Source organism: Kibdelosporangium philippinense (genome assembly GCF_021390435.2).
Lineage (GTDB): Bacteria > Actinomycetota > Actinomycetes > Mycobacteriales > Pseudonocardiaceae > Kibdelosporangium > Kibdelosporangium philippinense.
In genome coordinates, this window is sequence record NZ_JAJVCN010000001.1 from 524,529 (window position 1) to 549,987 (window position 25,459).

General features: G+C 64.9%; 20 protein-coding genes and 1 pseudogene. 11 read left to right on the plus strand and 10 right to left on the minus strand.

Going from position 1 to position 25,459, the window contains the following annotated elements; all coding sequences use genetic code 11:
* Window positions 1–32: 32 nt before the first annotated feature.
* Together LWC34_RS02495 and LWC34_RS02500 are read right to left on the minus strand one after the other, a co-directional pair.
* Window positions 33–551 carry a ribonuclease FAU-1 family protein gene (locus LWC34_RS02495; RefSeq protein ID WP_233722774.1) on the minus strand — a complete coding sequence of 173 codons (519 nt, stop codon included), beginning with the start codon at window positions 549–551 and terminating at the stop codon, window positions 33–35.
* Between the two features lie 171 nt (window positions 552–722).
* Window positions 723–1,325 (minus strand): ribonuclease FAU-1 family protein, encoded by a 603-nt coding sequence (locus LWC34_RS02500; RefSeq protein WP_233722775.1) that lies wholly within the window; start codon window positions 1,323–1,325, stop codon window positions 723–725.
* Window positions 1,326–1,440: 115 nt separating this feature from the next.
* Here LWC34_RS02500 and LWC34_RS02505 point away from each other — a divergent pair, with 115 nt between their 5' ends.
* A complete protein-coding gene (locus LWC34_RS02505) occupies window positions 1,441–2,577 on the plus strand; it encodes a DUF5685 family protein (RefSeq protein WP_233722776.1) in 1,137 nt (378 codons plus the stop codon).
* Here the strand turns inward: LWC34_RS02505 and LWC34_RS02510 are convergent.
* Entirely contained in the window at window positions 2,574–3,368 is a 795-nt protein-coding gene (locus LWC34_RS02510; protein WP_233722777.1) for a hypothetical protein, read from the minus strand. The two genes, LWC34_RS02505 and LWC34_RS02510, sit on opposite strands and share 4 nt — an antisense overlap.
* A gap of 72 nt (window positions 3,369–3,440) precedes the next feature.
* Here LWC34_RS02510 and LWC34_RS02515 point away from each other — a divergent pair, with 72 nt between their 5' ends.
* The 3 genes and pseudogenes from LWC34_RS02515 to uvrB all read left to right on the plus strand — a co-directional run bounded on the left by LWC34_RS02515 (window position 3,441) and on the right by uvrB (window position 7,594).
* Window positions 3,441–4,382, plus strand: coding sequence for a helix-turn-helix domain-containing protein (locus tag LWC34_RS02515; RefSeq protein ID WP_233722778.1), 942 nt, complete (start codon window positions 3,441–3,443; stop codon window positions 4,380–4,382).
* 27 nt (window positions 4,383–4,409) lie between these two features.
* A pseudogene (locus LWC34_RS02520) lies at window positions 4,410–5,231 on the plus strand (DUF5685 family protein); the annotation flags it as partial.
* Window positions 5,232–5,425: 194 nt separating this feature from the next.
* Window positions 5,426–7,594, plus strand: a complete 2,169-nt coding sequence (gene uvrB / locus LWC34_RS02525) for an excinuclease ABC subunit UvrB (protein WP_308199953.1) — start codon at window positions 5,426–5,428, stop codon at window positions 7,592–7,594.
* Between the two features lie 214 nt (window positions 7,595–7,808).
* Here the strand turns inward: uvrB and LWC34_RS02530 are convergent, their stop codons facing one another.
* The 5 genes from LWC34_RS02530 to LWC34_RS02550 form a co-directional block, all read right to left on the minus strand.
* The gene (locus LWC34_RS02530; RefSeq protein ID WP_233722779.1) at window positions 7,809–8,153 is read right to left on the minus strand and encodes an MmcQ/YjbR family DNA-binding protein; all 345 of its coding nucleotides are present in this window, start codon (window positions 8,151–8,153) and stop codon (window positions 7,809–7,811) included.
* Between the two features lie 51 nt (window positions 8,154–8,204).
* Window positions 8,205–9,650 carry an argininosuccinate synthase gene (argG, locus tag LWC34_RS02535; RefSeq protein ID WP_233722780.1) on the minus strand — a complete coding sequence of 482 codons (1,446 nt, stop codon included), beginning with the start codon at window positions 9,648–9,650 and terminating at the stop codon, window positions 8,205–8,207.
* A 58-nt stretch (window positions 9,651–9,708) separates the two neighbouring features.
* A complete protein-coding gene (locus tag LWC34_RS02540) occupies window positions 9,709–10,041 on the minus strand; it encodes a TfoX/Sxy family protein (protein WP_233722781.1) in 333 nt (110 codons plus the stop codon).
* Between the two features lie 85 nt (window positions 10,042–10,126).
* The gene (locus tag LWC34_RS02545) at window positions 10,127–11,053 is read right to left on the minus strand and encodes an ABC transporter permease (protein ID WP_233722782.1); all 927 of its coding nucleotides are present in this window, start codon (window positions 11,051–11,053) and stop codon (window positions 10,127–10,129) included.
* A gap of 73 nt (window positions 11,054–11,126) precedes the next feature.
* Entirely contained in the window at window positions 11,127–13,952 is a 2,826-nt protein-coding gene (locus tag LWC34_RS02550) for an alpha/beta fold hydrolase (RefSeq protein WP_233722783.1), read from the minus strand.
* A gap of 336 nt (window positions 13,953–14,288) precedes the next feature.
* Here LWC34_RS02550 and LWC34_RS02555 point away from each other — a divergent pair, with 336 nt between their 5' ends.
* Window positions 14,289–15,299, plus strand: a complete 1,011-nt coding sequence (locus LWC34_RS02555) for a TerC family protein (RefSeq protein WP_233722784.1) — start codon at window positions 14,289–14,291, stop codon at window positions 15,297–15,299.
* A gap of 54 nt (window positions 15,300–15,353) precedes the next feature.
* The gene (locus LWC34_RS02560) at window positions 15,354–17,246 is read left to right on the plus strand and encodes a S9 family peptidase (RefSeq protein WP_233722785.1); all 1,893 of its coding nucleotides are present in this window, start codon (window positions 15,354–15,356) and stop codon (window positions 17,244–17,246) included.
* Between the two features lie 10 nt (window positions 17,247–17,256).
* Here the strand turns inward: LWC34_RS02560 and LWC34_RS02565 are convergent, their stop codons facing one another.
* Entirely contained in the window at window positions 17,257–17,913 is a 657-nt protein-coding gene (locus LWC34_RS02565) for an RES family NAD+ phosphorylase (RefSeq protein ID WP_233722786.1), read from the minus strand.
* A gap of 39 nt (window positions 17,914–17,952) precedes the next feature.
* Entirely contained in the window at window positions 17,953–18,537 is a 585-nt protein-coding gene (locus LWC34_RS02570; protein WP_233722787.1) for a DNA-binding protein, read from the minus strand.
* Window positions 18,538–18,937: 400 nt separating this feature from the next.
* Here LWC34_RS02570 and LWC34_RS02575 point away from each other — a divergent pair, with 400 nt between their 5' ends.
* The 5 genes from LWC34_RS02575 to LWC34_RS02595 all read left to right on the plus strand — a co-directional run bounded on the left by LWC34_RS02575 (window position 18,938) and on the right by LWC34_RS02595 (window position 25,379).
* Complete coding sequence (locus tag LWC34_RS02575) at window positions 18,938–19,183, plus strand: hypothetical protein (protein WP_233722788.1); 246 nt, start codon at window positions 18,938–18,940, stop codon at window positions 19,181–19,183.
* An 88-nt stretch (window positions 19,184–19,271) separates the two neighbouring features.
* Complete coding sequence (locus tag LWC34_RS02580) at window positions 19,272–20,801, plus strand: sugar ABC transporter ATP-binding protein (RefSeq protein WP_233722789.1); 1,530 nt, start codon at window positions 19,272–19,274, stop codon at window positions 20,799–20,801.
* A 53-nt stretch (window positions 20,802–20,854) separates the two neighbouring features.
* Window positions 20,855–21,814, plus strand: a complete 960-nt coding sequence (locus LWC34_RS02585) for an ABC transporter permease (protein ID WP_233722790.1) — start codon at window positions 20,855–20,857, stop codon at window positions 21,812–21,814.
* Window positions 21,815–21,831: 17 nt separating this feature from the next.
* Window positions 21,832–22,818: a substrate-binding domain-containing protein gene (locus tag LWC34_RS02590; protein ID WP_233722791.1), complete on the plus strand. Its 987-nt coding sequence runs from the start codon at window positions 21,832–21,834 to the stop codon at window positions 22,816–22,818.
* Between the two features lie 86 nt (window positions 22,819–22,904).
* Window positions 22,905–25,379, plus strand: a complete 2,475-nt coding sequence (locus tag LWC34_RS02595) for a glycoside hydrolase family 172 protein (RefSeq protein ID WP_233722792.1) — start codon at window positions 22,905–22,907, stop codon at window positions 25,377–25,379.
* Window positions 25,380–25,459 lie beyond the last annotated feature (80 nt).

Here is a 25,459-nt window from a genome sequence, read left to right on the forward strand (position 1 = left end):
GATTCGCAGGGGGTTTGTGGTGAGGATCTGTCTCAGTACGGCGGCCACACCTCGAAAACATGTTGGCCGGTCAGCCAAGCGCTCAGATCGTGCCGGTAGTAGCTCAGCTCTTCGAGCGTCTTGTGCACGGTCCGCAACGCGAGATCCGCGTCACCGGTCCGCAGGACCCGGCCGGCGACCGCGGCGGCGAATTCCTCGCAGCGCACGATCCGTGCGGCCGATCCGGGCACTGACGCAAGGCCGAGCAGAAGATCCGTGGTACGCCACGATGTGCCGTCGCGCGTGATCCGGGCGGAAGTGAGCACGCTCGGACCGGAACGCGCGTGGCGCGATCGGGGGCGTTGGTGGGTGAGCCGGACGTTGATCTCCGGCAGTAGCCACGTCACCTCGGAGTCGAAGAAAGGATCCTCCGGCGTGGGGCATTCCACGCGAAGGCCCCAGCGTTCCTCCTGGCATGTCCGGAGGCGCCGGGTCGTACCGGACGAGTACCTGCGAACCGCGGAAACTGTGTCGACGATGTCGACCAGCTGCGGGGTGATGGTCGTGCCCACGCGGCCGAAGAGTAGTCGGAACGGCGCGTTGCGTGATCACTCGGTCTTCATTCGTTACATCACGGCTTGTGATCGACCGGGTATCGATCTGTGAGCGGTCGACGGTTACCCTGAACGGCGGTTGACAAGATCAAATACCCGCGAGTAGGGATTTCGCCACACTGGTTGAAATCAGTATTTTCGCTGGTCTCGCCACGTCAGATCGATGCCGAGGGATCGCAGCCACGCGCACGTGTCGTAGCCGTGCCGAGTGATGCCTTCGACTGTCCGGTACGTCCTCTCAAGGGTCCGCTGGGCTGTTTCGGCGTCGATCATGCGGTCGCCGAGCGCGGCCAGCAACTCGTCGGAGTCCACGACCTCGAGGCGCTCACCGGTCCACACGTGGATGTCCAGATAGATGTCGACCATGCGCCACACCGGTCCTGGCGCTGCGTCACGAGCGCCGAACTCGGGATCCACGTCGACGAGGTCGATGTAGATGTCCTCGCGCTGCCGCGCGCCGGGGTGCGTGTGCCAGTGACTGACCCGCAGACCCATTTCGGGCAAAAGCCACGATTCGATATATGCGAGCTCGCGGTGGCCGTCCATCTTGCGCGCCATGAACAAGCCGAACGTTTCCACGCGGTATTCGTCGACCGTGCGCCGGAAACCCTTGGGGTCGATGTTCTCCATGGCCTTGACGTCGAACGTTTCCACCTTGGGCGGGTGCACGTGCGGCGCGGTGTCGGGGCTGATCCTCGGGCGGGCAACGGGTAGCGCGTAGTCGAAGCTCACCTGGTCATGGTGCCTACGCCGACTGGATCAACGCACCCTCCGCAGCGGGGGGATTGTGCGTCCGAACGGGTGATAACCGTTAGTATGCCGTCCTTCATGATCTGGGGAGGCATTCATGTTCGGCATCATCCGGCCTTGCCGTCACAGACTTTCGCCCCGGCTGCGCACTTCGTGGCTCGCCCACCTTTGTGGGCTCTGCCTGGCATTACGGGACGATCACGGGCAATTGGCGAGAACCGTCACCAATTACGACGGGCTCGTGGTGTCGGCTTTGGTCGAGGCGCAGTCGCAGGTCTCAGGGCGCCGGACGGCGGGACCTTGCCCGCTTCGGGCGATGCGAACGGCTTCCGTCGCACAGGGTGACGGTGCCCGGTTGGCCGCCTCGGTCTCACTGGTCCTCGCGTCCGCCAAGATCAACGATCATGTTGCGGACCGGGACGGACTGTTCGGCCGTCGCGGCGTTTCCTTGGCGGCACGCAAGGTCGCGGGTCGATGGGCAGCCCAGGGCGCGTCGTCCGGCTCGGCGGTCGGCTTCGACACGGCCGTGCTGTTGGATGCCGTCGCCGAGCAACCCGCTGTCGAGCGTTCAGTCGGTCGTGGGGACTCTTTGCTGCTGGCGACTTCGCCGACCGAGGCCGCGACCGCGGCCGCCTTCGCGCACACGGCTGTGCTGAGCGGCCGTCCGCAGAACGTGGCCGCTCTGTCCGAGGCTGGGCGGCTCTTCGGGCGCGTCGCGCACCTGGTCGACGCGGTCGAGGACATCGAGGAGGACCGGGCGAAGGGCGCGTGGAACCCGTTGCTCGTGACCGGCACCTCGCTCGAGGAGACCCGTCGGATCTGCGACGACGCCGTGCTCGGTGTGCGACTTGCGTTGCGTGAGGCGGACTTCGTGGACGACAAACTCATCCATGCCCTTCTGGCCCACGAGCTTGACCACGCCGTCAAGCGGGCTTTCGGCGACGTGCACGGGCCTTCCTTGGATGAGAAGACGAAACGCAAGGACAAGCGCGAGGACAAGCACGGCGAGTGGCAGAAGAAGGGCTGGGAACGGCCGGATCGCAGTTGGGGTGCCGCGTGCGGCCTGGCCATGGTCATGTTCTGTACGTGCCAGTACTGCTGTGGCGACCCGTATCACGACCCGTGGACTGGTGAGCCGCGCGAAGGATGGTGTCACCGCTGCGATTGCGACTGTTGCGATTGCTGTGACTGCTGCAGTTGCGGCGACGCCTGTGGCTGCGACTGTTCTTGTTAGGACGTTCTCAGCTCGTGGTAGCCGTCCGGGCGGCGGGCTTCGTAGTACCAACGGCCGTCCAGGAACTCCAGGTATCGAACGTCGGCCACCGGGTCGCCGCCTCGGAAGCCGGTGGTTGTCGGGACCGCGATTCCGGTGCGCTCGAACCAGTTCTCCGCTGCTGTGGCTCGCCCGTCGTAGGCCGCGCGGCCGTCCGGCAAGATCGTCGACAGCCGGGCGCCGCGCGCGTCCCAGTGCCCCTTTCGTCCACTGAGGACTGTGCCGTGTGACTGCCAGGTGATGCCGTCCTCGGACGTGGCGTAGGACGTGGACATCCGGTCTTCGGCGCCTTCGATATCAAGGGGGTGCTCGCAGATCCACGCCTGCCAGCCTTGTCCGTACGGCCTGATCACCGGGTCTTTGACCGCGGGCGCGCCGAAGTCCAGTCGCCGGATCGGCGCCTCGGTCAGTGCTTCAAGGGTTGGCGCTTCGAGCAGGCCGATCCACCAGGCTTTCGTGCCTTGCTCTGCGCAGGAAACGTAGATCCGCCAACCGTTTTCCGTCTTTGTGAGCGGTGACTTCTCGACCATCGGGACGGTCAGTGCCTTCGCCGTCAGTTCGGTGACCGTGTCGAACCGGACGCCGTCGTCGGACCTCGCGATGACGACACGGTCGCCGTCACCTCTTGTCCTGTAAGAGAGGTAGGTCGTGTTGCCGACCTTCAGCGCACAGGGGGCGCCTGCCCAGCGCTGACCGCCGGTGCTTGGCGGTTCGGCGACGACTTCGTACGGCCCGTGTCCTGGGAATTCCATGGTTTCCACTGTGCTTGGGGCGCGGCGTCGGCGATACTGGCAGGAAAGACCAGATGTCGGAAGATCCTGCCAATGAAGTCTGTCGTAGCGGTGGTCGGTGACCGGGTCGCCGGGTTTGAACTGGGCATTCTCTGCCAGGTCTTCGGGCTTGACCGGTCCGATGACGGTTTGCCGTGCTACGACTTCACGATCTGCGGGCCGCGTCCCGGGTTGGTGCCGACGACGTCCGGCTTCGCCATGGAAGTCCCGTCCGGCTTGGACCGGGTCGTGTCGGCCGATCTTGTCGCGATCCCGGCATGGCCGGATCTCGAAGCTCCTTTGGATCCCGCGATCGGCGCGGCGATTCGTGCCGCCTATGAGGCGGGGGCCACCTTGTTGTCCATCTGCAGCGGGGCGTTCGCGTTGGCAGGCGCTGGTGTCCTCGACGGCCGCCGGGCGACCACGCATTGGCAGTTCGCTTCTTTGCTACGTAAGAGTTTCCCGTCGGTCGATGTGGTCGAGGACGTGTTGTACGTCAGCGACGGGCCGCTGTTGACCAGCGCGGGCGCGGCTGCCGGGATCGACGCGTGCATGCACCTCGTACGGACCGTGCATGGTTCGGAGGTCGCGAATGCGTTGGCCCGCCGCATGGTTGTGCCCGCGCATCGGGACGGCGGGCAGGCGCAATACGTCGAGATGCCTGTTCCTGTCAGCCCTTCGGGGTTTTCCGCTGTCATGGACTGGGCGGCTTCGAACCTGGACCAGCCGTTGACGGTTGACGTGCTGGCCCGTCGCGCTGGGATGTCTGGGCGCAGCTTTGCCAGGCATTTCAAGGCGACCACTGGCGTGACACCGCATCGATGGCTGCTGGAGCAACGGTTGCAGCGCGCCGAACTGTTGCTGGAGACCACTGATTTGACCGTGGACGTCGTCGCGCATCGGTCAGGGTTCGCCCATCCCGACACGCTTCGGCATCATTTCGCGCGTCGGCGTGGCACGTCGCCGAGCGCTCATCGCCGGGCTTTTCCCCGATAAGGCCGCGTTTGATCGAGGGGGATTGTGATGTTCGGAATCATCAGACCGTGCCGTCATCGGCTGTCCCGCTTACACGCGTCATGGCTTGCCCACCTGTGCGGGCTTTGCCTGGCGCTTCGCGATGACCATGGTCAGCTGGCGAGGACCGTCACCAACTATGACGGCTTGGTGATCTCGGTACTGGTCGAGGCTCAGTCGGAAACGTCTGCCCGGCGTACGGCGGGACGTTGCCCGTTGCGCGCGATGCAGTCCGCTTCCGTTGCCCAAGGCGACGGTGCCAGGTTGGCGGCTTCCGTTTCGTTGGTACTGGCGTCGGTCAAGGTGGCTGACCACGTTGCTGACGGCGATGGGAGGGCAGGCCGCGTGCCTGCTGTGGCGCGACTCGTGGCCGCTCGTTGGGCAGCTCAGGGGGCTTCGTCAGGTTCGGCGGTTGGCTTCGACACGGCTGTTTTGGTGGACGCCGTCTCGCGGCAATCAACCGTCGAGTCGTCGGCTACGGCTTTGTTGGATGTGACTGAACCGGCTGAAACCGCTGCGGCTGCTTCGTTCGCGCATACCGCTGTGGTGAGCGGGCGGCCTGGGAACGCCGTTGCCTTGGCTGAGATAGGTCGGTTGTTCGGGCGGATCGCTCACATCGTCGACGCCGTCGAGGACCAGGCGACGGATGCGTGGAACCCGTTGTCCGTTACCGGAACTTCGTCTGTTGAGGCGCGTGAGCACTGTGACGACGCGTTGCTCGGGATACGGCTTGCGTTGGACGAGGTCGAGTTCGTCGATGACCGGCTTGTCCGTCTCCTGCTGACCGATGAGGTTGAGCGCGCTGTCGATCGGGCGTTCGCGCACGCCTCCGGACGGCGAAAGAAGAAAAAGAAGGACGACGAGGCCCACGGCGGTGGCGACAGTGAGCTCGCGAAACTCGCCTTCGAGGTCACCGCCAAGCAGGTGGGCAAAACCCGCTGCGGCCACTGCGACTGTTGTGACGGTTGTGCCCCCTGACCTGGGCCAATGCAAAACTGTCGGTGGGTGGGCATAGAGTCTTTGTCGTGGCATTCGCGACCGAACACCCAGTGATCGCCCACTCCGAGTTCCGGCCGGTGAGCGACATCCCGCGCACCACTGGCACCTTCCAGGTGGTCAGTGAGTACCAGCCTGCCGGTGACCAGCCCGCGGCCATCGACGAGCTGGAGCGCAGGCTCGGCGCGGGCGAGAAGGACGTGGTGCTGCTCGGCGCGACCGGTACCGGTAAGTCGGCCACCGCGGCCTGGCTGGTCGAGCGCATCCAACGGCCGACGCTGGTGCTCGCGCCGAACAAGACACTGGCCGCCCAGCTGGCCAACGAGCTGCGCGAGTTCTTCCCGCACAACGCGGTCGAGTACTTCGTCAGCTACTACGACTACTACCAGCCAGAGGCGTACATCCCGCAGACGGACACGTACATCGAGAAGGACTCGTCGATCAACGACGACGTGGAGCGGCTGCGCCACTCGGCCACGTCCAACCTGCTCTCCCGGCGTGACGTGATCGTGGTCGCCTCGGTGTCCTGCATCTACGGCCTCGGCACGCCGCAGTCGTATCTCGACCGGTCCATCGAGGTGCGGGTCGGGCAGGAGCTCGAACGCGAGCAGCTGCTGCGGGCGTTGGTCGATGTCCAGTACACGCGCAACGACCTTGCGTTCGCCCGTGGCACGTTCCGGGTGCGCGGCGACACCATCGAGATCATCCCGGCGTACGAGGAACTGGCCGTCCGGATCGAGATGTTCGGCGACGAGGTCGACAAGCTGTACTACCTGCACCCGCTCACCGGCGACATCGTCAGGGAGGTCGACGATCTGCGGATCTTCCCGGCCACCCACTACGTCGCCGGTCCCGAGCGGATGGAGAAGGCGATCGTCGCGATCGAGAAGGAGCTCGAGGAGCGGCTGGCCGAGTTCGAGCGGCAGGGCAAGCTGCTGGAAGCCCAGCGGTTGCGGATGCGGACCACGTACGACATCGAGATGATGCGTCAGGTCGGCTTCTGCTCGGGAATCGAGAACTACTCGCGGCACATCGACGGCCGCGAGGCCGGGTCGGCGCCCGCGACGCTGATCGACTACTTCCCCGAGGACTTCCTGCTGATCATCGACGAGTCGCACGGAACCGTCCCGCAGGTCGGCGGGATGTACGAGGGTGACGCGTCCCGTAAGCGCAACCTGGTCGAGCACGGGTTCCGGCTGCCGTCCGCGCTGGACAACCGGCCGCTGACCTGGGAGGAATTCCAGGACCGGATCGGCCAGACGGTGTATCTCTCGGCGACGCCGGGCCCGTACGAGATGGGGCAGACCGGCGGCGAGTTCGTCGAGCAGGTCATCCGGCCGACAGGTCTCGTCGACCCCGAGGTGATCATCAAGCCGACCAAGGGCCAGATCGACGACCTGGTCGGCGAGATCCGCGAGCGTGCGGAGAAGGACGAGCGCGTCCTGGTCACCACGCTGACCAAGAAGATGGCCGAAGACCTCACCGACTACCTGTTGGAGCTCGGCATCAGGGTGCGCTACCTGCACTCCGAAGTGGACACTCTGCGTCGCGTGGAACTGTTGCGGCAACTGCGAATAGGCGAGTTCGACGTCCTCGTCGGCATCAACCTGCTGCGCGAAGGCCTCGACCTGCCCGAAGTCTCCCTCGTAGCGATCCTCGACGCGGACAAGGAAGGCTTCCTGCGATCAGGAACTAGCCTCATCCAGACCATCGGCCGCGCCGCCCGTAACGTCTCGGGCCAAGTGCACATGTACGCGGACAAGATGACCGCCGCGATGCAGCACGCGATCGACGAGACGAACCGCCGCCGCGCCAAGCAGGTCGCGTACAACGAAGAACGCGGCATCGACCCACAACCACTGCGCAAGAAGATCGCTGACATCCTCGACCGCGTCTACCAAGAAGCAGACGACAACGAGGTGGCTGTCGGCGGCTCCGGCCGCAACGCCTCTCGCGGCAAGAAACCCACCGGAGAGAAGGGCGTCCCCGCAACAGGCGGAAAGAGCTCCGGCGTGAAGTCTGACCGCGACATCAGCAAGATGCCGCGCGCCGAACTCGCCGACCTCGTCGCCCAACTCACCGACCAGATGATGAACGCGGCCCGCGAACTCCAATTCGAACTAGCCGCCCGCCTCCGCGACGAAATCCACGACCTGAAGAAAGAACTCCGAGGCATGGACGCCGCAGGCATCAAGTAAGCAAGGTCGCGTGGCGCGGCAGGCTTTTGCCACCGCGCCACCGCGGACACGCGACTTCCCGGCTGGCAAGGGGAAGTCTCAGGTTGCGCGGGTGGGATACTCCGGTCGGCCGAGGGGAAGCCCTGGGCCGGTCAGACGGACTCTCCGGTCCGGCGGAGAGCTTGGGCATCTGTCGGCGCCGCAGGCGTGTCGGAGTGGAAATTCGGGGAAGAGCTCACAGTTGCGCGTCGTATGACGCGGCCACCTTCTTCGGCACGCACATGCGCCACGCATCCGTGACGAGGTCACGCATCTCGTCCGCGTCTATCGCGTTGAGGTGGACTTGGACCCAGTTGAAGCGGGCGTCGGACTTCGATGGCGGGAAGAACTTCGCGGGCTCCGCTTCAATCAGTGAATCCCGGAGTTCTTTGGGGAAGCCGAAGCCCATTGTTGTCTCGTCCCGCGACAGCGCCACGAACACGATCTGTCCGACGCGGAACTTGATCCGGTCGTACACCACCACTTCATAGGCCCGCGGCAGGGCTGACGCCACCTCGCGGATTTCTTCAACGGTGACCATGCCCGCAAGCTACCCAACGGGTACGACACCCGTTGGGTAGCTGCACGTCAGTCAGTCGTTGCCTTCTTCGAGTGCCGCGTGGTCGAGCAGTTCGGCCTCTTCGGCCGGGACTTCTCCCCGTGAGGCGATTGCTTCCGCTCCGCCTTCGGGCATTTCGCCGATCAGCTCGGTCTGGGTGGATGCGGCGATCAGCATCGTGTGCTGGCTGCCGACCATGCCCAGTCCCGCGTACTGCTCAAGGCGGGCGCGGGAGTCAGCGATGTCGAGGTTCCGCATGGTCAGCTGGCCGATTCGGTCCACCGGGCCGAATGCCGCGTCCTCGGTGCGCTCCATCGACAGCTTGTCCGGGTGGTAGCTGAACGCGGGACCTGAGGTTTCCAGGATCGAGTAGTCCTCGCCGCGCCGCAGCCGCAACGTCACCTCGCCGGTGATGGCCATGCCGACCCAGCGCTGCAGCGACTCACGCATCATCAGCGCCTGCGGGTCGAGCCAGCGGCCTTCGTACATCAGACGGCCGAGTTTGCGGCCTTCGTTGTGGTAGCTGGCAAGGGTGTCCTCGTTGTGGACCGCGTTGACGAGCCGTTCGTACGCGGCGTGCAGCAGCGCCATGCCGGGCGCCTCGTAGATGCCGCGGCTCTTGGCTTCGATGATCCGGTTCTCGATCTGGTCGGACATGCCCATGCCGTGCCGTCCGCCGATCGCGTTGGCCTCAAGCACAAGGTCGACCGGGGTGGCGAACTCCTTGCCGTTGATCGAGACCGGGCGGCCCTGCTCGAAGCCGATCGTCACGTCCTCGGTCGCGATCTGCACGTCCGGGTCCCAGAACCGCACGCCCATGATCGGGTCGACGATCTCGATGCCGGTGTCGAGCTGCTCGAGCGATTTGGCTTCGTGCGTCGCGCCCCAGATGTTCGCGTCAGTGGAGTACGCCTTCTCCGTGCTGTCGCGGTATGGCAGGTTGCGGGCAAGCAGCCACTCGGACATCTCCTTGCGGCCGCCGAGCTCGGTCACGAAGTCCGCGTCCAGCCACGGCTTGTAGATCCGCAGCGACGGGTTGGCCAGCAGACCGTAGCGGTAGAACCGCTCGATGTCGTTGCCCTTGAAGGTCGAGCCGTCGCCCCAGATCTGCACGTCGTCCTCAAGCATCGCGCGCACCAGCAGCGTGCCGGTCACGGCACGACCGAGCGGTGTGGTGTTGAAGTACGTGCGGCCACCGGTGCGGATGTGGAACGCCCCGCACGCGAGCGCGGCGAGACCCTCCTCGACCAGCGCGGCACGGCAGTCGACCAGCCGCGCGACCTCAGCGCCATACGACTGGGCACGACCGGGTACCGAGTCGATGTCGAGCTCGTCGTACTGGCCGATGTCGGCGGTGTAGGTGCAGGGCACCGCGCCCTTTTCGCGCATCCACGCGACAGCTACCGAAGTGTCGAGACCACCAGAGAAGGCGATACCGACACGTTCACCGACAGGCAGAGAAGTGAGCACCTTGGACACAAGCACAATTATGCATGCCGATGTATGGTCATGCAAAACCGGGCCGAGGTGACCTCCGCTACTTGGCCGGTAACAACCGCGCGAAGCCGACACCGCGAGTGACCCACTCCGCGAGCTGCTCGTCGGCATCGACAACGGCCGCGGACACCCGCAGCCAGCCGTCGAGCTCCCGACCGCGCATCACCATCGGCGTGACGTCAGCGTCATCGACCAGCGCGTCCGCCCGCTCAGGATCCATCCGGACAAGTAAGCCGCCCTGTCTGCTGATCGTCACGGACATATTGCCGTTGATCAGGAACGCCAGTCCGCCGAACATCCGCTTCTCGGTCACGCCTGGCTCACCGGCGATCAGTTCGCGGACCCGGTCAGCCAACTCCTTGTCGTAGGCCATGTGGCGATGATGCCTCAGGGGTACGACAAAAAAGTCTGCCGCGCCCCCAACGAACCGGGAGCGCGGCAGACATCGTCGATACCTCTTAGCTGGTGATGTCCTTACGCGTGAACTTGCGGACGGCGAGGAAGCCGAACACTGCCGCGTAACAGACGGCGGAGAAAGCGCCCCGAGTCATCTCCGACCAGTCGATGTCGGTGGAGATCAGGTCCGACCAGGCGAACGCGTAATGCGTCGGCAGGTAGTTACGCAGGTCCTCCAAAGCCGTGATCTGGTCGAGGATCTGCGAAACGATCGCCACCAGCACCGTGCCGCCGACGGCACCCAGAGGCGCGTCCGTCGACACCGACAGGAACATGGCCAGCGCCGCAACCCACAACAGGTTCACCGCTATATAGATCGTCGCCGCGTAAATGGCCATGACACCGTCGGAGAACGACACCGCGTCCCCGGTCGGACTCACGGCTTCCCCCGCGCCGTACCAAATCACGCCGATGAGGAACGAGACGGTCGGCAACAGCAGCAGCGCGAACAGCGACAGGATCCCTGACGAGATCGCCTTCTGCCGGATCAACCGATTCCGGGGAATCGGCATCGCCAGCAAGTACTTCAGGCTCGACCACGAGGCTTCGCTCGCGATCGTGTCGCCGAAGAAGATCGCCACGATCATCGGCAGCAGGAACGTGCCCGACACGAATAGTGCGAACACCACGAAGTTCGGCGCGCTCGCGGTCGCCAGGTCGACGAATCCGCCCTGCCTGCGGTTCGGGTTCGCCTGTCCGATCTCGAACGAGATCACCAGCACGATCGGCAGCAGCACGAGCAGGCCGAGCATCAGTTGGGTCCGTCGCCTGCGCAGCTGCCTGGCCAGCTCGACACGCAGCCGAAGCGTGCGCGACGCCTTGTAGCCGACCACCGAACCGTCGGACTGCACCTGCAGGTGCTCGTGCGACGCTGCTTCCTCCATCGCCCCAATGGCTGTGGGGTCGGTATGAACATTGTTCGTACTCATGCGTACTTCCCGTCGTTCTCGCTTATGTCGCATGAGTACGACACTGTGTTGAATGATTCGCTCGCAAGCTCGCTCATGACTTGTTCTCCCCAACGAGCTCAAGGAACGCGTCCTCGAGACGGCGGCGTGGGCCTGCCTGTTCGACCGCCACACCGGCTGCTACCAGGGCACCTAGGGCCTTGGAGCGTGGTGTGCCGTCGAGGTTGGCGTGCACTTGCTTGCCCTCGATCTCGACGCCGGTGACGCCCGTGAGCTCACCGAGTACCGATGCCGCCTGGTCAGGTTGGTCGACGCGGAACGTCGCCTCGCCGCCGACCGCCGCGATGTCCGCGACCTCACCCGCGGCGACCAGCTTGCCGCGATGCATCACGACCACGTGCGTACAGGCCTGTTCGACCTCGGCGAGCAGGTGGCTGGAGACCAGCACCGTCCTGCCGGTGGCCGCGTAGCGCTTCAGGACCTCACGCATCTGGTGGATCTGGGGCGGGTCGAGTCCGTTGGTCGGCTCGTCCAACACAAGCATGTCCGGCAGGCCGAGCATTGCTTGCGCGATCGCGAGCCGTTGCCGCATACCTTGGCTGTAGGTACGGACCTTGCGGCGCACGGCGTGGCCGAGGCCAGCGATCTCGATGGCCTCGTCGAAGTGCGCGTGCTCAAGCGGACGACCGGTCGCGGCCCAGTAGAGCCGCAGGTTCGCCTCGCCGGACAGGTGCGGGAGGAAGCCCGAACCCTCCACAAAGGAGCCGATACGGGACAGCACCGGCGCACCCGAGTAGATCTTGTGCCCGAAGACCCTGATCGAGCCTTCGGTCGGCTGGATGAGGCCCATCAGCATGCGCAGCGACGTCGTCTTGCCCGCGCCGTTGGGCCCGAGCAGACCGAGCACTTGGCCCTTCTCCACCCGGAACGACAAGCCGTCGACGGCCTTGAGCCCGCCTGGGTACTCCTTGGCCAGCCCCTCGATCACCAGAGGCACGTCGGTCAACGAAGGGTCGACATCATCGGCCCGGCGACGGCGGATCGCCGCGACGATGGCGACCACAATGGCCAGCCCGATCACGACGAAGATGCCAACAAGGGCGAACATCGGCGGCGTCTGCGTCGAACGCGTTCCCGGCACCACCGGCACCTGGACTGTGTTGTCCACCAACGACACCGTGAACGCGGCGGGCTGCGTGGGCACGGAATAAGCCTGGTCGGTCGTGGTCACCGCTACCTCGATGCGGTGATCGGCCTCGATCGGCCGCACGATCCCAGGCAGCGTCACCGTCACCTCGGCAGGCAGTTGCGTGATCCGCAGCGGAGACACGGCCGAACCCGGCAGCGTGCGCTGCTGGCCGTTCCCGGCGACGTCGTAGAGCTTCGCGAACAGCACCACGCCATCAGCGGGCAGCGGCTGACCTGGCACACCTTCCACACGAAGGCGGACCGTGGACGAGCCACTGATCAACAGCTGGCCGGTGAACGGCTCGCTGCGGAATCGCGCCACCTGGCCGGGCATGTCGATGGACAGCCTGCTGGCCAGGCTGTTCGATCCGCTGACCACCGAGCCGAGGCCCGGCATGCTCGTGATCGAGCCGGGGTTGCCGCCCGGCGGGTTCACGACTGTCTGCTGTGGACCGCTCAAGGCGATCGGACGGCGTTCAGTCTGTGTACCAGCCAATCCTGGGTAGCTGGGCGCGGTGATGGTGCGGACGTTCGGGGCGCCTTGGGCACGCAGCGCGCCCTGGATGGCGTACTCGAAGCTTGTGCCGGGATCGGTGCCGCGGTTGCGCAGATGGAAGTCGAACCAGTCGGCGATCTCCGAGCGCAGGCTCGTTCCCGGCCTGCCGCCGTCGTGGCCGCCCGCGTACCAGACCACTTTCACCTTGCCGCCCGCCGCGGCGATCTGCCGTGCGGTGGCGTCGGACTGGTCGAGGCCGAACAGCGTGTCCTGTTCACCTTGGACGATCATCGTTGGCTGGGTGATCCGGTTGGTGACCGAAACCGGTGAAACAGATCGCAGCAGGTCCACAGTGGCCTGGCTGGCCTTGCCGGTGGTGGCGAGTTCGGTGTACGCCGCACAGATCTGCTCGGTGAACCGGCCACAGGGACCCGTGTTCTGTGACGGGCTACGGCCAGGCGGCAACGCGCCCTGCGGAATCCCGCCACCCGCCGCCGCGGCGGCCGGGTTCTGCGCGTCCAGCTGGTCATCGTTGTCGACGCCTGGTTCGGCGGCTTCGGCGTTCGGGTTCGCGAAGCTCGATCCACCCATCCCGGCACCGAAGAACACGCCTGCCCACGACCGCTTGAACACACCGTCCGGAGTGGATGCGTTGGCGGACGGCGTGTTCGGCACGTGTGCGGTGGTCGCGGAGTTCGGGATCAGCGCCTGACCGAGGTCGTTGTACGTGATCACGGGCGCGAGCGCGTCGATACGTTTGTCGTATCCAGCCGCCAGCAACGAGATCGCACCGCCGTAGGAACCGCCGGTGATGCCGACCTTGGGGTCGGCACCATCCTTTTCCACCTCGGGGCGCTGCGCGAGTTCGTCGATCAGCCTGCTCACGTCGGCGACTTCGGCATCCGGCGCGTTCAGCGCGATCTGGCCGGTGCTGCGGCCGAAACCACGAGCCGACCAGGTCAGCACCACAAAGCCCCGCTGGGCAAGTTCACGGGCGTCGCTGTCGACGCTGTCCTTGCTCCCGCCGAACCCGTGCGCGACGAGCACAGCGGGCGCCGGAGTCTGCTCCGGCAGGTAAAGAGTCGTGTCAAGCTGGGCGCCTGGGGTCGCGATCATGCGGTCCTCGGTGACGATCCGAGGCCCGTCCGATCCGCTGTTCACCCAGATCAGGGCTCCGGCCGCGACTATCGCGGCGGCCAGCGTGAGCGCCAGCCAGCGGAGCTGGGTTTTGGACATTCGGGGCACCTGCGAACCGTATTGCAAAGTTGCTGAGAACTCGCTGACGGTGAGCGAACCTGTCGGTGACCGACAGCTATTGGACAGGGCCGATCGGGCGATGTGACCAAGAACAACAACCGGATGGGCGACTCCGTCTGGCGTGATGGCTCACCGATAGGGACAATAAGGGCTGTTGTGGAGGGGAGTATTCCTTCGCGGCGGTGTCGTCAACACGGATCTCGAACCGCTGGACCAGTGGTAATGAGCCCGGCGCCGTCGGTCCGTGCCTTGTTGGGCACTGGCGGAAGAGACCTCCGGTTTGGACGGCTATGCCCGCCTATCCGGAGGTGATCAATGAGTGTGCCCGTGTGGTTGTGGATCGCCACGATCGCAGGACTTCTGATCCTGCTCGCGATCGATCTGGTCATCGTGGATCGAAAACCACATGAGGTGACCATTGGTGAAGCCGCCAGGTGGGTGACGTTCTACGTCGCCTGCGCCGTCGTTTTCGGACTCGGCCTCTGGTACTTCGCCGGTGGTCAGCCAGCGGGAGAGTTCTTCGCCGGTTATATCACCGAGTACTCGTTGTCGGTCGACAACCTCTTCGTGTTCCTGGTGATTATGGGTGCCTTCAAGGTGCCTGCGATCCACCAGCACAAGGTCCTGCTGATCGGTATCTTGCTCGCGCTGGCCATGCGCAGCATCTTCATCCTGCTCGGCGCAGCGGTCATCGCGGAGTTCAGCTGGGTGTTCTACCTGTTCGGCGCGTTCCTGATCTACACCGCCTACACGTTCATCAAGTCGAACCACACCGACGACGAAGACGAATACAAGGAGAACGGCGCGACCAAGCTGGCGCGCAAGTTCCTTCCGGTGACCGACGACTACCACGGCGCGAAGTCGTTCGTGAAGCTCGCCGGCAAGCGGATGGTCACCCCGATGTTCATCGTGATGATCGCGATCGGCACGGCTGACCTGCTCTTCGCGGTCGACTCGATCCCTGCCATCTTCGGCCTGACCAAGGAGCCGTTCCTGGTCTTCGCCGCGAACGCGTTCGCGCTGATGGGTCTGCGGCAGCTGTACTTCCTGCTGGGCGGTCTGCTCAACAAGCTGGTGTACCTGCAGATCGGTCTCGCCGCGATCCTGGCGTTCATCGGCGTGAAGCTGGTGCTGGAAGCACTGCACACGAACGAACTTCCGTTCATCAACGGCGGCGAGCACCTGAACGTGTGGGTGCCGAACATCGCGGTCTCGCTCAGCGTCATCATCGGTGTTCTGGCGATCACCACGGTGGCGAGCCTGATCAAGGCCCGGCGGGACAGGAACAAGGAGTCAGCCGAGGAATCGGTTACGACGTCCAGCTGAAATACGAGTTCAGACGGTCGTAAGCCTCGCTAAGCGTCGGGTAGCGTCGGGCGGGTGCGCCCTGATGACATCGAACTGCTCACGACCACCGACTCGATCAGCTTTCGGGGTGAGTTGCTGCTGGTAGCGGCGACTCACCCCGATTTGTCTCGCAACTCTTACCGTGGCGGCCTGCATCGTGTGGCCCTCGATGGGTCGGGCGCAAAGCCATGGACGCACGGCTATCACGATTTCAGCCCGGCGATCTCGCCGGACGGAAACTGGATCGCGTTTCTGCGCAGGCAATCCGCGGATGCCCGGCCACAGTTGCGTGTTCAACGGGCTGACGGCGGTGATTCCCGTGCGCTGACTGACCTTCCGCTTGGCGTGCAAACCCCGGTGTGGTCACCGGATTCGACCAAGATCGCGTTCGCCGCGCGGGTTGGTGAACAAGGCCGTTACGAGCCGGGCGGCAAGCCCGATGCCGAGTCGTTCCGCCGGATCACGATGATGGACTATCGCCTTGACGACCTCGGTTTCGTGTTCGACCGGCGTACTCGGTTGTTCGTCACCGACTTGGCTGGTGAGCTGACCGAGTTGACCGACGGTGCCTGCGATGTCAGCACACCGGCATGGACGCCGGACAGCGCGCACTTGGTGTTTTCCGCGTCTGCCGGGTGGGGTGCGCGGGAGACAAAGCGCGAAAACATTTATGCTGTACCGGTTTCCGGTGGTTCGCCGGTCGTTGTCGTTGAAACAGCTGGTGATGTCCGGTTCACCACCGTCGGTGACGGTGTTGTGGTGTACACCGGACGCGAGTTCGAGGGCGTGTATGCGGTCGCCGTGAACACCAGCATATGGGTGGCGCCGTTGAATCTGGCTGAGCCGCAGTCGCCACGAAGACTTACTGACCAGGAGACGGTCGACTGCGAGGAAACCATTGCACCGCAGTTGTTTGGTTCGTCGGTGCTTGTGTCGGTGCTCAACCGTGGAGCTTCGGAGCTGCGTCAGGTCCCGTTGTCCGCGTCAGCGATGACCTTGGCGGAGACCACTTTGGTTGCCGGTGCGCGCAGCAAGGTCAAAGCTTTCGCCGTCGACGGAACACGCGTGGTCGCCGCGATGATGACCCCGGACAGCGCCGGGCAGGTCGTTTTCGAAGACAAGGTGCTCGCCGATTTCTCGGCGCCATTGCGGGCCAGCGGTGTGTGCGAGATCCAGGAGCTCACCGGGCAGTCGCCGGACGGCTACGAATCCCATGGCTGGGTTGTGCTTCCCGAAGGGCCCGGCCCGCACCCCGTGCTGCTTGCCGTGCACGGCGGGCCGTTCGCGTATCACGGCTGGGGATTCTTTGACGAAGCCCAGGTGTACGCCTCGGCCGGATACCTTGTCGTACTGCCGAATCCTCGTGGATCCGCGGGATACGGCCAAGCGCACGGTCAAGCCGTCGTGCACGGGCTCGGCACCCTCGACGTGGACGACGTTCTGTCGCTTTTGGACGCGGCGCTGGCGTTGCCGCAGGCTGACGCGTCCAGAGTCGGCGTGATGGGCGGATCGTACGGCGGCTTCATGACCAGTTGGCTCGCCGCCCACCACGGCCAGCGGTTTCGTGCGGCGTGGAGCGAACGTGCCGTCAACGCATGGGATTCCATCGTCGGCACCTCGGACATCGGCTACGCGTTCACCGAGTGTTACGTGGGCAGCGACCGGGAAACGCAGATCAAGACGAGCCCGCTGACCTACGCCGACCAGATCAGGATCCCGTTCGCGGTCGTGCATTCCGAGCAGGACTGGCGGTGCCCGGTCGAGCAGGCGCAACGGATGTTCGTCGCACTGCGCAAACAGGGCACCGAGGTGGAGTTCCTGCTCTTCCCCGGCGAAGGACACGAACTGACCAGGTCAGGCCAGCCGCAGCACCGCAAGCAACGGTTCGACGCGGTGCTGGAGTGGTGGTCGCGGCACCTCAGCTGATGGCCATCAGTTAACTCAACAAGGTGTAGTTCAGCTCTTCGCAGATTCGGCCCAACGGCAGGTCGAGGCCGGGGTGGTCGAGCGGGAGCAGCATGTCCGGCGCGGGCGGGATCGCGGTACCGGCAGGCGGGTCGAACAGGCAGATCGCCGGTTCGCCACCGTCCATTGAGGACCGGTACCAGACGCCGTCAAGCTCGGGATGCGCCGCCCTGATCGCCCTTGCCCACGCCTGGGTCAGCGTCTTTGAGCCGCTGGAGAGCTCCTGCGAGGCGCCCGCGCGCGTTGGCCAAAGGCCGGAGAGATCCAGCAGGCGCAGGGTGCGTTGCGGCCGGAACACCACAAGGTGTGGCCGCCGGGTCGATCTGTCCACAATGGAGGTCGACTGGAACACCTCGGCGAGGCTGGTGCGTACCGAGAGGCCGAAGTACAGCACGCCGTTGCCTGGGCTGTCCGCGGCACGGCCTTCCGGGCCGATCGGGTGCGCGTCGAACCGGCCGTGCGGCAGCGGGCCGGTGTATCGGAAGGAGTTCCACCGCTGACGGTGCGCGCCGCCCGCTGCGAAGATCCGGACCAGTCGTGTGCCGCTGTGCACGGCGACAATGTCCTCGTCTACTCGCAGCAGCGACCTGAGCGCGGCCGGAGTCGGTGGCTGGGGGAGCCGAGCCATACGTTTGGAGTCGTCAGCCTGTCTTTGTCGTCGGCACCGTCACGCGGGGGTTCCAAGGACGGCGGCTAGCGCGGCAACCCTATCTGGATCACCGCCGGCGAGCAGCCACTGCCGTGGCGTACCGGGCTCGCCGCTGATGACGAGGTCTTCCTGTGGCGTGGTCATGAACGCCGCGACCACCAGTGGTGGCTGGTCGATGGGCAACGCGGCCAGCACGGTCTCCAATCCGGGCAACACGCCGGAGCCGGTGAACTGCCACGCGGGCAGCCGCCATCCGCCGCGGTCCTTCCAGCCGACCAAGCGACCGGCCGCGAGCCGGTGGCGGATCCGGCTGGTGTCCACGCCGATGGTCGCCGCCGCATCGGACACCGTCAGCGCGGAATCCCGCAGCACGGCCTGCGCGGCGACGGCGCGCGCACGTGAGTCGACTTCGTCTGGGCGCCTTGGCCGCAGGTCGAGACCGACCTCGGTGAGGGTCTCGCGCTGATCGGCCGAGAAGTACTCGGCTGGATTCGGGTTCGGTGGTGACAACCGTTTCGCGGCGTCCTCGACGAGGCCGAGGAACTCGTTGGGGGTAACTCGCAGCCCCGCTTTGGCCAAAACCGTCTCCAGCGCGATGCTCATGCGCATAGACTAGCGCGGATGTGCGGGTTCGTGCGCCTTTGTGAAGAAATTCACGAGGATGAATACAAATCGCACATACTTCAACACAGTGTGTGCAGCCTTAACCACTATGCCGCGCCGGCAGGACTGTGTCGAGAGGGTAGGGCCATGCTGATCAGGGCAAACGTTCTCAAACAGATCCAGGCGGGCGAGGTCACGCTGGCGTTTCGGCGCTGGCAGGACCTACGGTCAAGGCGGGCGGCACGCTGCGAACGATCGTCGGGGTGCTCGCGGTCGATTCCGTCGAGCGAGTCCCGCTACGGAGAATCACCGCGAAGGATGCCCAGTTGGCGGGATACGACACCCTGGCCGAGCTGCCAACTCCGGAGGAGTCGCGCAGGTTCTGGACAAGCTGCGCCGGATGGACGAACGGAGCAAGCGCGGACCGTGGACGCACACTGTGCTCTCGCTGATCGCGGCGAAGCCAGTCGTGCGCGCGCCCGATCTCCTGACCTGTCTGAGCCGCGAGACTGTGTCGATTGATGTGGCCACGTTCAAAGCGGATGTTCGCAAACTCAAGGAACTAGGTCTGACTGAGAGCCTGGAAGTGGGCTACCGGCTTTCGCCGCGCGGGCAAGCGATTGTTGACGAGCAACGTACTTCTTGATCAACAAGTGGATGCTTGACACGTCGGTAGCCCGACCCTAGCGTCTCGGGTAATCGTTTTCTCGGTGATGGCCCAATGGCGGGTGTGGATGGACAACGGTGTCGCATCACTTGTGGGGCTGGTCCGGATCAGCAAGTCCTACGGCGGTGTTAGGGCTTGCCGCGACGTGGATTTCACGGTCCGGGCCGGCGAGGTGCACGCTCTGCTCGGTGAGAACGGCGCGGGCAAGTCGACGTTGATGCGCGTGCTGTCGGGCGATCTGACTGACTACACCGGCACGATCACTGTTGGCGGCAAGCCGATTCGGTTTCACGGCCCGGCCGATGCCCAGCGCGCCGGGATCGCCATGATCCACCAGGAACTCGACCTCGTGCCCGGCCTGTCGGTCGCGGAGAACATCTTCCTCGGCAGGGAGCCGCGGACACCGGTACGCACGCTCGACCGCCGTGCGATGCTGCGCGAGACCCGGAACCTGTTGCGCCGCACTGGAATCGACCTCGACCCCAGGCGTCAGGTCGGCGAGCTACGGACCGGCGAGCAACAGCTGGTGAGCATCGCCAAGGCGCTGTCGCTCGATGCCAAGGTGCTGATCATGGACGAGCCGACGTCCGCGCTGTCGTCGGCCGAAGTGGACCGGATGTTCACCGTGATCGCCGAGTTGCGCCGCGGTGGTGCCGGGATCGTCTACATCTCACACCGGATGGACGAGATCGGCCGGATCGCCGATCGCGCGACCGTCTTGCGGAACGGCTCTGTCGTGGCGGAATTCGACGCCCGCGACATGACTGCCGACCAAGCCGCCGAAGCCATGATCGGACGGCCGGTGCGCGCGATGTTCACAACGCACGAGACCACCGATACCGGGGAGAAGCTTCTCGAAGTCACGGATCTCGTTGTCACACGGTCAAGGCCCGGTCGCCGTGACCCCGCGGGCATCAGCCTGACGGTCCGGCGCGGCGAGATCGTGGGGCTCGCCGGTTTGCTTGGCTCGGGACGTACCGAGCTGTTGGAGACCTTGTTCGGCGCCGGTGGCCGGTGGCAGGGATCGGTGATCTTCAAGGGCCGGTCTTCGCGGCTGCGTGGGCCGCGGTCGGCGATCCGGCGTGGTGTGGTCTACATGCCGGAGGATCGCCGGATTTCCGGACTGGCGCTCGATCATTCCGTGCTGGCGAACACGGTTTTGTCTATTGTGGACCGAATCGCCCGCTTCGGGGTGGTGTCCCGGCGGCGCGAGGCGGGCGAGGCGACGCGGATCGTGCGGGAGTTGAGTGTGAAGCTGGCTTCGGTGCGTGACCCGGTTTCCACACTATCGGGTGGAAATCAGCAGAAGATCGTGCTTGGTCGCATGTTGCTCACCGAACCGGATCTACTGTTGCTGGACGAACCGACGAGGGGTGTGGACGTCGGTGCGAAGGCAGAGATCTATCAGTTGCTCGGTCAGGCGGCGCAGCGCGGGATGGGGGTGCTGCTCGCGTCCTCGGAACTGGCTGAGCTGGTCGGGGTGTGCGATCGCGTGATTGTGTTGCGTGGCGGGCGAAACGTCGCCGAGCTGCAGACGGCGCAGGCCGGCGAGGCCGAACTGCTCGCGGCATCCATGGGGGAGGTGGTGCAGCTGTGACATCCTTTGGGACGACGGACTTCGTTGACACGAAGCGGGAGAGCGTGCGCTCGATGATCTTCCGCTTCCAGAGCCTGTTCGGGCTCGTCGCGGTGTTCATCGCGGCGATCGTGTTCTCCCCGAGCCGCAACGGGGAACTGCTGTTCCTCACCAGCGACAACCTGTTCAACGTGGTGCGCGCGGTGTCAGAGATCGGGATCATCGCGGTCGGGATGACGTTCGTGATCCTGATCGGCGGGATCGACCTGTCGGTCGGCGCGATGCTCGGCTTGGCGGCCGTCGGCTCCGCGGTTCTTTTGGTGGAAAACGACTTCGGACTCATTCCGACGGTCGTGATCGTGCTGGCCGTCGGTCTGGTGTTCGGGCTGCTGCAAGGCATCGCGTCCGCGTTGTTCAGTATCCAGGCGTTCATCGTGACGCTGGCCGGATTGCAGATCGCCCGTGGGCTGGCCCGGATCTGGTCTGGTGGCCAGGGCGTGGCGATCGCGTATGGCGACGGTCCTGGTGAGGCACCGGTGACGTTCTCACTGTTGGGCGAGCGGACGTTCAACGGCTTGGTGCCGATTCCGGCGTTGATCTTCATCGTGGTGGCGGTGCTCGCGATCCTTTTCTTACGTGGCACCGCGTTCTCGCGGCACGTCTATGCGATCGGTGGCAACGAGAAGGCCGCCAGGCTCTCCGGTGTGCCGGTCACCCGGGTCAAGATCATCGTATTCGGGATCTGCGGGTTACTGGCGGCGCTCGCCGGGATCATTCACGCGGGGCAGCTCAACCAAGGCAGCCCCAACGACGGCCTCGGCTACGAACTCGACGCGATCGCGGCTGTGGTTGTCGGCGGAACGAGCCTTGCGGGTGGGCGCGGCTCGGTGGTCGGGACCGTGGCCGGTGCGCTGCTTCTCGGCGTACTCAACAACATTCTCGCGCTCAACAGCGTGGATACGAACGTCCAGCTCCTGATCAAGGGGCTCGTGATCGTGGTGGCGGCCGGGCTGCAACGGCTCAGGCCGTCCTGAAGACGGAAGGACGAGACATGCGTTTACTGGCGGCGGTCCTCCTACTGGGTTCGCTGGTCGCCTGTGGGACAACGAGCGAGAACCGTCCCGGTGGCCAGCCTCCGGCGAACACGGCGTGCAAAGGCGCTGGCGGCAAGTACGTCATCGGCATGAGCCAGGCCAACGTGGCCGAGCCGTACCGCCAACGAATGGACGACGACATCCGGGCGGCCGCGAAGTCGGTGCCGCAGTTCGAAGTCCGCTTCACCGACGCGCAGCAGGACAACTCCCGCCAGGTCTCGGACGTGGAGAACTTCCTGACCCAGCAGGTCGACCTGCTGATCATCAGCCCGAACGAGGCCAAACCGCTGACCGCGGTGGTGAAGAAGGCCTACGACAAAGGCATTCCGGTGATCGTGCTCGACCGCAAGGTGGAAGGCGACGCGTACACGACCTGGATCGGCGCGGACAACGTGGAAATCGGCCGTCAGGCGGGTAAGTACGTGGCCGAGCAGCTGCTGCCGGGCGGCGGCAAGATCGCCGAGATCCGTGGCCTCGCCGGATCGACCCCGGCGAAGGAACGCGGCGACGGCTTCCGTGAAGCGATACAGGGCAAGAACATCGACATCGCGGTCAGCCAGGACGGCGACTGGCTGCGGGAGAAGGGCCAGGAGAAAGCCGACGCGATCCTGAAGTCCAATCCGGACGTCTCGGTGATCTACGCGCACAACGACCCGATGGCCGAAGGCGCCTATCTGGCCGCACGGGCGACAGGCAAGCAGGACTCGTTGAAGTTCATCGGAATCGACGGCCTGCCGATCCCGTCGGGTGGCCTGAAAGCGGTCGAGGCAGGCAGGCTCTCGGCGACGCTGATCTACCCGACAGCGGGCAAAGAGGCGGTCGAGTCCGCGCGCAAGATCCTGGTCGACTGCCAGCAAACACCCAAGACGCAAACCTTACCGACCCAGCTGATCACCAAGGAGAACGCGGCACAGGTCTACGCGAAGGAAAACCCCGGCGGCTGAAGCCTGTCGTGAGTGGTTATCAGGGTTCTAACCCTGATAACCACTCACGAGGGGCTAGCTGGGACAACACCATATGAGGAGGCAGGATGCGCTTCGGGTCCCTGCTCGCATCCACTGTTATCTCCGCCCTCGTCCTGAGCACGGTCTCGGGCGTGGCCCATGCCGCGCCGAAACCGGTGAGCGCGACGGACAAGGGCCCGATCGGCTGGCAGGTCTATCGCCAGATGGACCAGCTGGCCATGATGAGACCCGGCGCGGTGTCGCGTCAGTTCTCGAGTTTCGACCGGACCGGCGGCAACGACGACGGCTTCGTGGGCACGTATTCCTGTTTGCGCACAACGGCATCGGGCTGCGTGATCGCCGAGCGAACCGGCGCTGGTCAGATCGACTCGATGTGGTTCACCCGTGACTACGGCTCGATGGTGAACAACGGCAGGCTGAAGATCGAGCTCGACGGCCAGGTGGTCCTGGACGACCTGCTGGAAGAAGTCGTCGACGGAAAGCTCGGCGCGCCATGGGTCTGGCCGTTGGTCGGCAACGGCGAAGACACCTCCGGTGCCGGCGTGGTCAAGGTTCCGATGCCTTACCGCGAGTCAATGCGCGTGACGGTCCAAGCGAATCCGCTCTTCTATCACGTGGCCTACCGTGACTTCGCGGACGCGGACGGCGTGCAGACCTTCAACCCCGCCGACCAAGCGCTTGACGTGATCGCCAAGCTGCGGGCGTACGGAATCCGCGACCCCAAGGGTGACGCGGCTTTGAAGGCGCCCGTGTCCAAGGGCGCGATCTCGGCCCGTACATCGAAGAACGTGGCCGCTCTCGCAGGCTCCGGCTGGGTGACGCAGCTCAGGGTGAAGATCCCGCAGATCGTGGCGAGCCCGCGCGTCGGCGACGACGGCAGCGCGTTCGCGATTGGCGGGTCGACGACGTTCAAGGTCGCGGTCGACCCGGAGAACTCCGGCGTCCGCATCACCCGCCGATACGACCCGCAGATAGGAAACCAGCGGGCGCGGCTCTTGGTCGACGGAACCCAGGTCGGCTTCTGGGAAAGCGGCCCACGCGTTCCGGCAGGCGAATGGCGTGATCAGACGATCATGATCCCGCCAGCCCTGACCGCGGGCAAGTCTTCGGTGACGATCCGAAACGAGTACGTAGCGTCCGATTTGGACGTCAACGAGTTCGGCTACACGATCCACAGCAACATCGGCGGCGACTGGCGCCGAACCGACGTGATGGACGTCGGCCCCAACCACCCCGGCGAGCAAGCCGCGCACGGCTACGTGATCAGAGGCCTGAACTGGCAAGGCTACCGCGTCTACCGATACCCGGTCCCAGCAGCCGAAGTAACTCGCTCGGACGCCGTGCTGAGCGGAGTCCGAGTCGTGGTTTCGGTCGACGGCAAGACAACCGTCGACGCCCCACTCGGTGAATTCTTCGGTTCAGGGCTTGGCGAATACGACACGATGACGCTGATGTCGTCGATGGACACAGCACCCGACGGCTGGTACACCTCCTGGTGGCCAATGCCGTACGCCCGTAACGCCACAGTCGTGTTGGTGAACGAAAGCGGCGTCCCACTCGGCGATGTGACCGTCGAGACCGACTACGTGAACGACCCATCGGTCGCAGCCGCGTTGCAATCCGGCAAGATCGGCTACTTTCGCGCGACCAAGGTAGGCGGAAACACGGTGCCCAGCCAGGACTTCACGTTCCTGCAGACCTCGGGCCGCGGCGTGTACTACGGAGTCTCGCACTCGATGAGAGGCGCGATCCCGAACGGAAACATGCGCCTGTACCTCGAAGGCGACGAACGCGTCTATGTCGACGGCGCCGCATCCCCAACGATCTACGGCACCGGAACCGAGGACTTCTACGAATCCGGCTGGTACTTCCGTGACGGAGTCACGTACACAATGCCGCTCGCGGGCAACCCAGCATGGGAACTGAACGGCGACGGCTGTCAGCATGACTGCACAGGCGCGTATCGACTGATGATCGGTGAAGCGGTGTCATTCTCCTCGAATCTCCGCTTCGACATCCAACACGGCCCAGTGAATGACGCACCAGCGAACTACAGCTCAACGTCATACTGGTACGGCCAATCAACACCAGCACTGGCCGAAAGCGACGCACTGGACGTCGCCGATGACGCAAGCCGCGCGGCGCACGGATACCAGTCAACAGGCGAAACCCGCCGAACCCTGCAGTCAACCTTCGAAGGCAAGGACGACAAGGTCAACGTCACCGACGGAGTCGCATCGACAACGGGCGAGATCACCTTCACCCTGAAACTGGCACCAGGTTCATCGGGTGCCCGAATCCTGCGGATGAACGACCAAAGCGAGGCCTACCAGCAGGCAAGCGTTTCCGTAGACGGCATGGCAGCGGGAACATGGCTGCAGCCGTTGGGCAACACTTCGTCGCGATGGCTGGAGGACTCGTTCGACCTGCCAGCGAACTTGGTGGCAGGAAAGAGTTCGGTGACTGTCCGCATCGTCCCGCAGTCCGGCTCACCAGCATGGTCAGCCGCCCGCTACCGAATGCTCACGAAGACCGCATAACCCGGTGGACAGAACTCGTGAGTGGTTAGGCGGGTTAGAACACGCGTAACCACTCACGAGTTCTGACCTGGGCGGTTCCC